Below are 13,353 nucleotides of genomic sequence, written 5' to 3'. Positions count from 1 at the left end.
TGAGTTGATTTCTTAAAAAATCAACAATAATTTACCTGGATTCCAGGGCAAACGCATCTAATGAAATAATTTTTCCCGCCTAGCGTTTTTAGCTTTCACAAGCGCTATCTGCAGGTCAGTCGATTTTAGATTTTAGATTTTAGATTTACTTACAGACGAATCTGAGAGCTTGAACTTTGGTCTAAAATTTTTGGCTCTCCACGACAGGAGTCGGACAGCAAGTATCCGTTTTTGGGCGGGTCAAGCAATGTCAACAAAACACAGCAATCTCGATCGAGATCCGCCCTTTCTCTGACACGCTCGGATTATCTTCTCAGTCAAAAGACTAGGAGAATCATGTATCTGCAATTACTTTGAAGCGGCTGGCTCCAATTAATCTAGACGAAGTAGATTGTAAAGCCTATTGCTAATAAAAGTCAACTAGCTTGTCTAAAATAATTATTTCTTTTACATCAGCAATCTTTGTAACTACCTATCTACAAAGGTTTCACGGCTGAAATCAGTTATCTGCCGTTCTCGTTAATAAGAATTATTCCAATAAGATTTCTTAAGAATTGTTTAAGAAAACTAGCCGATTAACGGGTTGGGCTTAAAATCCTTGTCGCAACTAACTCTTGAGTATTATTTTCAATAAATGCCATGAATTTAAAACCGCGCAAGTCCCTGAATTCGACTTTAGTTCTCGTTTGTCTGGCAGTTAGTTCCATCGCTGGTACAGCCAATATTAGTTCTAAGTTGCAAGAAACTGCGCTCTTATCGCTCCTGCAACCCGAAAGCGCGATCGCCCAAAGCCCTATTCGCGAGTCTCAAGATGCGATCGTCCGCTGGAACGCTCTCACATTAGATATAATCAAAACCGAAAAAACATCGCCCCCAATGGCAGCCCGCAACTTAGCAATGGTTCACGCTGCCGTTTACGATGCGGCGAACGCTGTTTCCCAAACTCACAAAGTATACAAAGTGCCAGTGCAACCTCCCGCCGGCACATCAGCCGAAGCAGCAGCAGTAGCAGCAGCCCACCGCGTGCTAGCAAATTTGTACCCGAAACAAACAGCAACTTTAGATGCAGCAAAAACAGCATCTTTAACCGCCATAGCTGAAGGGAAATCAAAAACCGACGGCGTACAATTGGGAGAATTTGTAGCAGGCAAAATCTTAGAATGGCGCAAAGATGACGGCGCGAATACTGAGGTGACATATACTCCAGTTAATCAACCCGGTTATTGGCAACCCATACCGCCAGATTTGAAACCTGCCTCGATGCCGCACTGGAAAAATGTCAAACCTTTTGCCATGACAAAAGGTTCCCAGTTTCAGATTGCAAATATGCCAAGTTTGACTAGCGAAGAATACACAGCAGAGTTCAACAAACTCAAAGAATTAGGAGCAAAAGATAGCAAGACTCGCACAGCCGATCAAAGTGCGATCGCGAAATTTTGGCTGAACAATCCAGGTACTGTCACTCCTCCCGGACATTGGAACCAAATTGCTGCGGATATTGCCGTTCGCCGCAGCAATACCTTCGAGCAAAACCTGCGTTTATTTGCAGTGTTGAATATCGCCCTCGCCGATGCCAGCATCATCGACGGCGACCAAAAATATACCTTCAATCGGTGGCGGCCGCTTACAGGAATTCAGCAAGCAGATAAAGACGGCAATCCCCAGACAACCGCCGATGCAAATTGGACGCCTTTATTAAATACTCCATCTTCCCCAGCTTATGTTTCTGGACACAGTACCTTTGGCGGTGCAGCGGATGCAGTTTTGACTGCTTTTTTCGGCGATAATGTGAGTTTTACCGCCGTCGCCGATGCTTCGGTAAATTTGCAGCCTCGGGCTTTTAAAAGTTTGACGGAAGCTGCGGAGGAGGCCGGGATGAGTCGCGTTTACGGCGGTGCTCATTGGCCCTCGGACAATCGGGATGGGTTGAAGGCGGGCAGGAATTTGGGCAAGTATGTTATGGAGAAGTTTTAGTAACAGCTTAATATCCACTAAGAAACCCGGTTTCTGTTGAGAAATCTCAGCCCAGCAAGGAGATATCTACAGAGAAACCGGGTTTCTGGTCTGGATACGCAAGTTTCTATATAATTGTTGAGAGCGAACCAATCAAATTTTCGCAGTCATTTTTTATGACATCAAACATATCAGAAGTGCCACAGCAAAGAAATGACCGCAGAATTTTTTGGACGCTAATTTGTCTGACCCTGTTGGGACTGGCATTCCGGCTTTATTTGGCGTGGCGCACCAACCAAACTCTCCCCGATACCCCCGCCCGTCTCACAGGCGACGAACCAGGCTATGAAGGTTTGGCATACTGGTTGCTGAAGGGTCATTTTTTTGAGTGGGCGGGCCGCACACCAGTTTATCCATTTTTCATAGCTGGATGCTATGCAATTTTTGGTCGTTCTCCCGCATCTGTAGTCTGCGTACAAGCTTTTTTGGGGGCCACAATTATACCGCTAACTTTTATCCTGGCACGGCGTTTTACTGGCCCTCAAAGTTCCTTAGTCGCCGCTGGATTAACTGCGCTACATCCCTCCCTAATTCTTCATGTCAGGCTGCTGCAAACAGAAATTTTATACGCGCCTTTAATGATTTTAACAGTGCTTGGCTTGCTGCGAGCATTGGAACGGCCGCAGTGGCAAAAGTTTTCATTAGCAGGTGCGTTGTTGGCAATTACGAATCTTTGTCGGCCGACAGCGATGTTGTTTCCATTAATTGTGCCACTATTGATGCCGCGCCAATGGTCTTTTAAACGCAAGATTGCTTTGTTTGTTGCTTATTTGGGCGCAATTATCATCATTACTACACCTTGGACTTATCACAATTATCGAACTCACAAGACTTTTTTGATTTACAGTGTTTCTACGGGGCTGCTGTGGCAAGGAAGTCCAGAGTTTTATCATTTTGCCTACGAACAACTGCCAAAACGCCATATCCTTCAAATTTGGCAGGAAGAACTGAATCCGGCTCGGAATGGCGGACACGATGTTTTTACCATTGAGGGCGATCGCTATTTTACCAAACGGGCGATCGCTTCAATCCTCCGCGAGCCTGCTGTGTATCTCTGGTATTGTTTGCAAAAGGCAGTTTATTTATGGTTAGGAAACCCTTTAAGTGACTGGCCTTATCACGCTATGTTTAATGTGGAGGCAATGCGGCTATTCTTTTCGCAGCAACGGATTGTCGGCATTTTAGTGTCGCGAATTTTACCTGTATTTGCGGCTTTGGGCGCGATCGTTTTGCGGCATCGCTGGCGGGAGTTTTTGCCACTGTTTGCAGTCTGCGGCTATTTTACTTTGATCCATGGGCTCACTTATGCAGAAGTTCGCCACAGCGAGCCACTGCACCCGATTTTGGCGATCGTAATTGCGGCGGCGGCGGGGCAGGTTCAGCGCCGGTTGAAGTTAATGATACCAATTTAAAAAATCCTTGCTACATTGAGATGTCAAGCAGTTAGTCATTAGTTATCAACGTAGTGTTATCAAAAACTCTAATTCGGAATTTCACGATCGCCCTTTTAATTGCCATCGGCATAGAGTTTTTCAGCGGAACGACAACTTTTGCTCAAAACATCGCAACAATTAAATTCTCCGGCACTGCTGCGGGTGTCAGCACTCGCTACATCGGTGCAGTCGAGGGCAACATCAACTTTGACCTCAAAGATTTGCAAGATTTGGGAATTAATACATACCGCATTTACGGCGGGATGTCTCGATGGGAATCGGAAGACGATGACGGTAAATACGGGTGGCCGGAAATATCCCAAATTAAGGCTAATCCAAATATTATTAATTGGGGGCATTGGGATAAAATTATGACCGATCCGCCCCGGGGTAGCGATTATTCGTGGTCTGGAGAACCTGGCACTGTTTGGCAAGGCAATGCCAGGACTATTTTTAATACTCTCAAACAAGCAAATATTCGTCCCGTTGTCAGCCTTCGCAATGTGGACAGTAGCTGGAATCCCTCTTGGGCGCTGCAACTGAATCCGCCCCGAACTAAAGAAGATTGGAACGAGTGGTGGGAACACGTTTTTGCTACGGTTTATTGGTTGAATGTACGCAACGATTACCGCGTTGATGATTGGGAAATTCACAACGAACCGGACTACCGCATACAGGGTTGGGGCGGAACTATGGCTGACTATTTTGAGTTGGTGAAGGTGGCTAAAGATGCGATCGACTTTGCGTACAAAAGTTATTTGCCGGAGCGCGCTTACCGCATCCACAGCCCGACAACCGTAGGTGGCAGCAATTGGCCTGCTGATGCTTTGCGAGAAATCCCCAATTATTTCGATGCAGTCAATGTCCACAATTACGATGCAGATATTTCTAACTACACCCGCAAAGTGCGCGGCTGGATGAAGGGGACTGTCCGCGCTAACTCGCAGCTTTGGGTGGGAGAATGGGGAAGTTATCAAATTAGCTATAATGATTTCCCTTTAGCTTTAAGTTTGATTAAAAATTTAATCCGAGGCTCCCAACCGGGCGATAATTATATTTATGGGAGTCACGTATTCTGTTTGTACGACTGGGGAAAGCCGGGATTGGCAGAAGGTTTGCTGGGAGACGGAGGAAAACGGCGCGCTAGCTACTATGCTTTGCGGATGGGAATTCGGGCTTTGCAAGGGGGTAGGGCTAGCTTTTTTCCGATCGCTAACAGTTCGGATTTAATGGCAGTTGCAACTCTCGATTCTAGTAAGAATGTTTATTTGCTGGCTGTCAACGATCGAGCTAAATCTTATACTGTTCGTGCCGATATTTCGGCTTTGATCGAAGCTGGTAATGGGACGGTGCGGGAGTTTAGTTTGAGGTCAATGGATGAGGTTGTTGGTAGCTTGACGCTGAAGGGCGGTAATGCGACTTTTTTGGTGCCGGGTAACAGTGCTATTCTCATCAAGTTCGATCGCCCGAATTGAATGTTAGACAAGATTGCAAAAGTCCTTGTAATCTAATTAGGGAACGGGCTCTCCTGCCCATTCCACAACAAAAAAAACTTTTTGTGGGATGGGCCCTCTTGCCCCGTCCTAGCTATTTTTGCAAGATGTCTGTTAAATCCTCGGAGTTCAGAATTGGGCTTGTATCTGTTCACAAAAAATTACCATTAGCTTCTTAAACCTGCTCATTAACTGCGCTATCATAGTTAAATGACTAAGTTAACGATTGACGCAGCCACCAAACGATGAAGGTCTCAGCATCTCCACTCACGCGACAGGTAGTCCGCAAAAGGTAATATGATTTAAGTAGTTAAGGAGGTTACATCATGCTACTCGGTTTCAAAACTGAGTTAAAAATAAATAACCAACAGCGCACAGCATTAATGAAGCATTGCGGTGTAGCTCGTCACGCCTGGAATTGGGGATTGTGGCTCACCAAAAACATTCTCGACCACAACCGACAAAACCCCCAAGAAAAATTGAAGTTTCCCAGCGCTATTGACTTGCACAAACTGTTAGTAGCAATGGTGAAATCAAAGAATGAATGGTATTACGAGTGCAGCAAATCCGCACCCCAGCAAGCATTAATAGCGTTGCGCGATTCATGGAAGCGCTGCTTTAACAAAACTGCCGGCGTCCCCAAGTTCAAGAAAAAAGGCAAGGGCGACTCTTTCACTTTGGAAGGAGCCGTGAAAATCTTGGGCAACAATAAAATTCAAGTACCTGTAATAGGCGTTCTAAAAACTTACGAACGACTGCCTCAGGTTAAGCCTAAATCTGTAAAAATTAGCCGTCAAGCCGATAGGTGGTTTATCAGTTTCAGGCGGTCGGTGGCAGAACAAACTACAGTAAATACTAGCATTGTGGGTGTAGACATCGGTGTAAAAAACCTAGCAACCCTCAGTAATGGTGAAGCGATCCAAGGTGCTAAATCTTACCGCAAGTTAGAGAAAAAAATAGCGCGCTTGCAATATTTGCACCGTCACAAAGTTAAAGGTTCAAGCAACTGGAAAAATGCTCATATAGAGATAGCTAAACTGCACCGCAAGATTGCCAACATCCGCTCATATACGTTGCATAAACTCACGACGCTGCTTGCTAAAAACCACGGCACGGTAGTAATTGAGGATTTGAATGTATCCGGGATGATGGCAAATCGCAAGCTGGCGAAAAGCATTCAAGACATGGGATTTTACGAGTTTCGCCGCCAGCTAACCTACAAGTGTAAATTGTATGGCTCTAAATTGGTCGTAGTTGACCGATGGTTCCCAAGTTCAAAACTTTGCTCTCATTGTGGAGCTAAAAAAGAAATACTTTCTCTTGGTGAGCGAGTGTTTGAGTGCGATCGTTGCGCTTATGTCATCGACCGCGATTTGAACGCTGCGATTAATTTATCAAAAACCGTCAGTTAGACGGGGCTAGCCTGCGGACTGGTCAGTGCCGACACTACCAGAGTGAAGCAGGAAATAAACGAAACTCAAACCTTTGAATAGCTTTGATAGGTATTGATTAAGTTTGAGTAGGATTTATATAACGGCGAGAAAGTAGCCGAAGTCTAGACGATCGCAGAAATTCTTGCTCGTAAACCCGCAGCAGTTAGACTAGGCAAGGAATTGCCGACAATCCCAAAGTCCGCCCTTTGGGTGATTGGACTCGTACATAAACTTTGAGCGCGCTTGGAAACCTCGCGGGCCAAGCCTCTCAATCCACCTGCTGCCCGCGGCGATCGGGTTTTTTCAACAAATATCACTTTTATGCCCGCTGATGTTTATTCCCTCTCTCAGTCAGGTCATTAACCGCAATCCCCTCACCGTCACCCCTGAGACGCCCGTAGAAGAGGCGATCGAGCTGATGAGCAGCACAGGAGCCAGTTACGTCCTCGTGGTAGAACCGCGCGGGCATTCTCAACTGGGAAATCCGACGAACGGGACTTCCCCACAATCGCGACAACAGTCGGGTTTCTACAACGGCGTACCGCGTGCGCTACCGCCATCCGTCAACGGGCAGAGTCTCAACGGCTCAAAACCATCCTATCCGGGTGGGCAGACGGTGCTGGGGATTTTTACAGCGCGTGATGTCGTACAGCTAAATTCGATCGGCGCTGCTTTGAGGGGATTTGCGATCGAGCAAATCATGATCAGAACCGTAACTGTAGCCCGAGAATCGGAAATTCCCGACTTTTTTGCCTTAGCAAATCTGCTGGACAAACATCTGATCGGGCATTTGCCAGTCGTCAGCGACGCTGAAGAACTTGTCGGTTTAATTAGCTCTCAAAGCTTGGTACAACTGTTGCAAGAAATTGGGGAATCGCCACAACCAATTAGCAGCCCTTCGCCACCCTTGGCGTTCCCTCCGCCGCTGCCAATTTTACATCGGAAATTAGAGCTGCCCGCGAGTTTAATTAAACTCGATCAAATCCCTCAAATCGCAGCCTCGCGAATTATTCACGCTCCTGCTACTGCTTCGGTTCGCTATTTGGCGCAACTGATGTTCCGACACAATGTTAGCTATGTATTAATTACTGAAACCCCGGAACCAAACTCGAATGGTGCAGCTCAAAATTCCAAATTTACAAATCCCAACCTCCACAAACTCGTTGGGGTGGTAAGTTCGCGGGACATCGTACAGTTGCAAGCCGCGGGCAGAGACTCCAGCAGAATTAAAGCAGGAGCGATTTGCAGCAGTTCGCCACCCCTGGTACGATCGCACTCTAGCCTGGAAGCAGCCATCGCCCTGCTGCAAAAACACTACTGCCAGTTGCCTCTATTAGTCATCAACGACAGCAATCACCCGATCGGAATTGTCAATCCTCAAACTATCCTTTTACAAGCACTGGACTCAAAATCTCTGCATTCAGGCTTGCTCGCTTTGCAGCGCCAGCTAGAATCTAGCAACGCGCAGTACAAAAAACTCTTAGCAGAAATACAGCTTCCAGCAGCCAATCGCTACCCAGATGCAGAAATTGCTCAAAACATTAGCGTCGCGCCGCCCCCAAATCTCCCCGCTACCGTCAACAATCAGGGGATTTGGGATTGGAATCTCGAAACTGATGAGTTTTTTTATTCGGCGCAATGGCAAGAAATGCTCGGCTACAAAGAAGGGGAAATCTCGAATCGGCGATCGGAATGGTGGAGTCGCATTCACCGAGACGACATTGATGGAGTGAAGGCAGCTTTAGAAGATCACTTCGCACAAAAAACAGCGGATTTTGCAGCCGAATATCGAATGCACTGCAAAGACGGCAGCACTCTCTGGGTGCTCAACCGAGGTCAAGTTTTGCGGAGCGCTGCGGGCAAGCCGCTGCGGGTAGTCGGAACTCATACAGATATTACTCCAAACCAGCAGTTAGAACTCAAAAACTGCGATGGTGTGGAGCAATTCCAAGTATTTGATGCTTTGAAAGCAACAGTAATTTTTCAGATGGATGCGGCAGGGGTTTGGACATTTCTCAACCGCGCTTGGACTGAAATTACGGGTTTTTCGGTGGCTGAAAGTTTGACCACTAATTTTTTAGATTGGGTGCATCCAGATGAGCGCCCGCATTGTGCAAATTTATTGGAGTCTTTGCTGTCGGGAAAATCAGCATTTTATCGGCGAGAACTGCGATTTAAATACAAGTTGGAGTCGGCAAAAAACGAATTAGGAATTCAGATTGATTCAGGTTTTGTTTCAGTTGAAATATTTGCCCAAGTCCGGCGGAATTCCCAAGGTGAAATAGTGGGAATTTTAGGAACCTTGCACGATGTCTGCAACCGCGTTGAAGGGGTTGAGGAACTGCGGGAAAGCGAGCGCGCAATTCGATCGCTCTACGAGGTAATGGTGGGCTCGTCAGGCTCTTTTGACGAGCGAACGGCCCGGTTGCTGGCCATGGGTTGCAGTCAGTTTGGGATGGATATCGGGCTGTTGGGTAGGGTTTTGGGCGATCGCTACGAAGTGCTCGCGGCTTATGTACCGCAAGATTTTCCCTTCGGATTTGCTAAAGGAGACGGTTTTTCTTTGAGCAGAACCTTCGAGCGAGAGGTTTTGCGATCGATCGAACCTATTTCGATCGAATCAGCCGGCACTACTGAGTGGAAGCAGCATCCCGCTTACGCCGTGCGCCGCTTGGAGGCTTTTGTCGGCACGCGGGTAATAGTCCAAGGGCGAGTTTTTGGCACTTTGAGCTTTACTTCCCGCACCCCTAAACCTCCTTTAAAACCCCTGAATTTTGAAATTTTAAAGCTGATGGGCAATTACATCGGCGCGGAAATTGCCCGCGAAGAGCGAGAGCGAACTTTGCAGCGACAGTACCAGCGCGTATTGCTGCTCAAACAAATTACTCAAAAAGTGCGATCGACCTTAGACACTCAAGAAATTTTTCAGACTACCGCCACCCAAATCGGCCGCGTATTCGGCGTCAATCGCTGTACAATTCACACCTATCTTTCCCAACCTTATCCCCACCTTCCTTGCGTCGCAGAATACCTAGAACCAGGTCACGAATCGGCTTTAGATTTAGAACTTTCTGTTACTTACAACCCCTATACCGAAAAACTACTCGCAGAAGATATAGCCCTGGCATCTCCCGACGTGTTTGCCGATCCCTTGCTCGAATCTTCCGTACCGATGTGCCGCCGCATCGGATTAAAATCTATGTTGGCGGTTCGCACTTCCTATCAAGGAGAACCGAATGGCATTATTACTTTGCATCAGTGCGATGCAACTCGCCAGTGGACTCCCGACGAAATTGAACTCTTAGAAGATGTTGCCGCTCAAGTCGGAATTACCTTAGCTCAAGCACTGCTCTTAGAAACCGAAGTTCAGCGACAGCGACAGTTGGCAGAGCAAAATGAAGCTTTGGAGCAAGCGCGAGAAGCGGCGGAAGTTGCTAACAGAGCTAAGAGCGAATTTTTAGCGACTATGAGTCACGAAATCCGCACTCCGATGAATGCGGTAATCGGGATGACCGGTTTGCTGCTGGATATGCAACTAACTCCAGAACAGCGGGATTTTGTGGAGACAATTCGCACCAGCGGCGATGCTTTGCTAACTATTATTAACGATATCCTCGACTTTTCCAAGATTGAATCGGGGAAAATGGATTTGGAACGCAGCCCCTTCGATCTGCAAAACTGTATAGAAGAATCTCTGGAATTGCTGGCTCCTAGAGCGTCGGAAAAAGGTTTAGAGTTGGCTTACTTTATTGATGATTCTGTTCCAAAAAATATTTTAGGAGATGTCACGAGGCTGCGCCAAATATTAGTAAATCTGCTGGGAAATGCAGTTAAATTTACAGAATCTGGAGAAATAGTAGTCTGCTGTACGGCTCGGAAAATTGAACAATTACCTGCTAAAAGTTTGCCGGAAATCAGCAATATTCTAGAGCCGCAACCGCTAGCAATTAACCCGGAAAAACTGGCAGGTAGGAGACTGTACGAGATTCAATTCGGTGTCCAAGATACGGGAATTGGGATTCCGCCAGACAGGATCGATCGCCTGTTTAAAGCTTTTTCGCAGGTGGATGCTTCCACAACGCGACATTACGGCGGGACGGGCTTGGGATTGGCTATCAGCCAGCGTTTGAGCGATATGATGGGGGGTAAAATGTGGGTTGTCAGTCAGGTTGCTCCCGGAAGTTCTAAGTCTCAACCTGCTGTTTCTGCGATCGGACAAAGTACGGCAGGAACGCCCCCTGCGGGATTTTCTGGGCCGTCGATATCGGGTTCGGGTTCAATTTTTTATTTCACAGTGATTGCTGAAGCCAATGAAAGCGCGGTTGAGGAAAAACCACCGGAATTTACTGTTGGTAAGCGTTTGTTAATTGTCGAGAATCATGCCATTAACCGGCAAGTTTTGATTCGGCAAGCTGAGGCTTGGGGCCTGATACCTGTGGCTGTAACTTCGGGCGCTGAGGCTTTGGAAATCATCAAAGAAAACTCGGCGATCGATTTGGCTATTTTGGCGATGAATCTACCAGATATGGACGGCGTGTCTTTGGCTGTGGAGATTCGTTCATGGGAGCTGAGCAATTTGTCTAGCGACGACGGGCTAAATCCTAATGCCATCAAAGTAAAAAGCCCTCGCAAAGTTACGCTACCTTTGGTGCTGTTTACTTATTTGAGCAAGGCGGAAGTTTGGAAAAAACTTGAAACTACAGAAGTACATTTTTCGGCGTTTTTAACTAAGCCTCTAAAACAGTCGCAGTTTTATAATGTATTGCTGCAAGTTTTTGGATATGTTGCCGGTAGAAGCAGCAAGGGAGAACTTTCAAATGTGGCGACTTTGACTTCGGGATTGAAGTATTTTGAAAATTCTCAAGAACAGCACCGCGCGCAGCGGACTCCTGCGGTTTTAAGGCAGGTTCCGAGCAATTCTGCGCCACACGATCCAACTAATTCTAGTCAGATTCGGATTTTGCTAGCAGAGGATAATGTGGTCAATCAAAAAGTCGCTACGCATTTGCTCGACAGGATAGGATATCGGGCGGATATTGCGGCTAATGGCTTGGAGGTTTTGGAGGCGCTGAAGCGACAATCTTACGATGTTGTGCTGATGGACGTGCAGATGCCGCAGATGGACGGTTTGGAAACGACGCGCCGCATATGTGCGGAATGGCCAGCCAACAATAAGCCGAGAATTATTGCGATGACGGCTAATGCCATGCAGGGCGATCGCGAAAAGTGTCTGGAAGCAGGTATGGACGATTATATTACTAAGCCCGTGCGCCGGGAAGAGTTGGCCCTCGCCCTCAGCAAGTGCCAACCTCTGCGCCGGGATGAATTGAATGCCGTTACTGAGCCAAAAAATCCCGATATTTCCGATAAAAATGGCAGTAATGCTGCTAGACATTCAAGCGTGCAACCGCCAGCAAATTCGCAGATTAATTTTGAGGTTTTGCACAATCTCCGCGAGCTAGACGATGAGGAAGATCCCGATTTTTTGGGGGAGTTGATTCAGATATATTTGTTAGATGCACAGCAGCATTTAGAAACAATTAAGGAAGCTATTTATCTGGGGGATGCTGACAGTTTGAAGCTGGCTTCTCACACGCTGAAGTCGAGCAGCGCCAATTTAGGAGCGGTGTCTTTTTCGGAAGTATGCAAGGAGTTGGAGTTCATGGGCCGCGTGGCGGTTGAGTCTGGAGGGGAACAGGTGTTTGATGCGAGGGCGGCGCGCGATCGCCTGTTGGAAGCCGAAGCGGAGTGGGAAAAGGTACGGGCGGCTTTTGAGACGGAATTGAAAACGGGGAATTTGCGATCGCAAATGGGGAATTAGTCAGTAGTCATTAGTCAGTAGTCATTGGTCATTGGTCATTGGTCATTGGTCATTGGTCATTGGTCATTGGGCATTAGTCCTTAACCAGGATATTTAATTAACCGCGCTCAATGAGTAATTGAAAATTACCGATTACCCATTACCAATTACCGATTACCAATTACCAATTACCCCTTATCAATTACCAATTCTCCATTACCAATTACCAATTCTCCATTACCAATTCCCAATTACCAATTCCCCATTCCCAATTCCCCATTCCCAAAATAGCTATTTAACTTTCACCTAAATACGCTTTGCGAACAGTTTCATTTGACTGCAAATCGGTAGCAGTACCTGCAACTACCACCTCACCAGTTTGGATCACATAACCGCGGTGAGCTACACTTAAAGCCATGCGGGCGTTTTGTTCCACCAGTAAAATAGTTGTTCCTTGAGCGTTAATATCGCGGACGATCGCAAAAATTTGACTGACTAACATCGGCGCCAAGCCCATACTCGGCTCATCCAACAATAGCAAACGGGGGCGCGACATCAAAGCCCGGGCGATCGCCAGCATTTGCTGTTCCCCCCCGCTGAGAGTTCCCCCTTTTTGACTAATTCTTTCTCGCAAACGGGGAAATAAATTTAAAGCTTTTTCCATATCCGACTTGATACCGAGAGTATCGTTGCGGAGATAAGCACCCATTTCCAGGTTTTCTTGTACCGTCATGCGCCCAAAAATCAACCTTCCTTCGGGGCTTTGAGAAATGCCTAAACGGACGATCGCCTCTGTAGACAGCGATTCCAAAGGCTTACCCTCAAATAATACAGTGCCGCTGCGCGGGCGCAGCAATCCTTGAATCGTGCGGAGAGTTGTACTTTTCCCCGCCCCGTTGCTACCGATTAATGTCACAACTTCTCCCTGCGAGACAGTTAGCGATACTCCTTTGAGAGCGTGAATATTTCCGTAGTAGGTATGTATGTCTTTGATTTCTAGCATAATTACTCTTTCTGCTTTGTCCTTTGTTATATTATCCCGACTCATTATAAAGTTTTATTGCATTTATTTAAAATAAACCTTTTTTATAGTAAGCAGTATTTTTACTTAAATCAACACGCAGCGAGCGATCGAATACCGTGTAGTTTGAGCAATTGAGCAGTCGTGCAAAAGTCAGGCT

The 13,353-nt window shown here is 46.7% G+C and carries 7 protein-coding genes; 5 read left to right on the top strand and 2 right to left on the bottom strand.

The window, feature by feature from the left end:
* Positions 1-639: 639 nt before the first annotated feature.
* The 4 genes from JGK39_RS01285 (at position 640) to JGK39_RS01270 (ending at position 6,351) form a co-directional block, all read left to right on the top strand.
* Positions 640-1,974 carry a vanadium-dependent haloperoxidase gene (locus JGK39_RS01285; RefSeq protein ID WP_293246794.1) on the top strand — a complete coding sequence of 445 codons (1,335 nt, stop codon included), beginning with the start codon at positions 640-642 and terminating at the stop codon, positions 1,972-1,974.
* 155 nt (positions 1,975-2,129) lie between these two features.
* Positions 2,130-3,425, top strand: a complete 1,296-nt coding sequence (locus JGK39_RS01280; protein ID WP_293246791.1) for a glycosyltransferase family 39 protein — start codon at positions 2,130-2,132, stop codon at positions 3,423-3,425.
* A gap of 53 nt (positions 3,426-3,478) precedes the next feature.
* Positions 3,479-4,921 (top strand): hypothetical protein, encoded by a 1,443-nt coding sequence (locus tag JGK39_RS01275; RefSeq protein ID WP_293246788.1) that lies wholly within the window; start codon positions 3,479-3,481, stop codon positions 4,919-4,921.
* 344 nt (positions 4,922-5,265) lie between these two features.
* Positions 5,266-6,351 carry an RNA-guided endonuclease TnpB family protein gene (locus JGK39_RS01270; protein WP_293246785.1) on the top strand — a complete coding sequence of 362 codons (1,086 nt, stop codon included), beginning with the start codon at positions 5,266-5,268 and terminating at the stop codon, positions 6,349-6,351.
* Positions 6,352-6,494: 143 nt separating this feature from the next.
* Here JGK39_RS01270 and JGK39_RS01265 read toward each other — a convergent pair whose 3' ends face one another.
* Entirely contained in the window at positions 6,495-6,689 is a 195-nt protein-coding gene (locus JGK39_RS01265) for a hypothetical protein (protein ID WP_293246782.1), read from the bottom strand.
* Between the two features lie 14 nt (positions 6,690-6,703).
* Between JGK39_RS01265 and JGK39_RS01260 the strand changes: the two genes are divergently transcribed.
* Entirely contained in the window at positions 6,704-12,193 is a 5,490-nt protein-coding gene (locus tag JGK39_RS01260; protein WP_293295493.1) for a response regulator, read from the top strand.
* 274 nt (positions 12,194-12,467) lie between these two features.
* Here the strand turns inward: JGK39_RS01260 and JGK39_RS01255 are convergent, their stop codons facing one another.
* The gene (locus JGK39_RS01255) at positions 12,468-13,175 is read right to left on the bottom strand and encodes an ABC transporter ATP-binding protein (protein WP_293246776.1); all 708 of its coding nucleotides are present in this window, start codon (positions 13,173-13,175) and stop codon (positions 12,468-12,470) included.
* Between the last annotated feature and the right edge of the window lie 178 nt (positions 13,176-13,353).

It is taken from the genome of Microcoleus sp. PH2017_12_PCY_D_A (assembly GCF_020738565.1).
GTDB lineage: Bacteria > Cyanobacteriota > Cyanobacteriia > Cyanobacteriales > Microcoleaceae > Microcoleus.
Note: the sequence above shows the minus strand (reverse complement) of the source record. Positions and strands in the feature narration are given on the sequence as shown.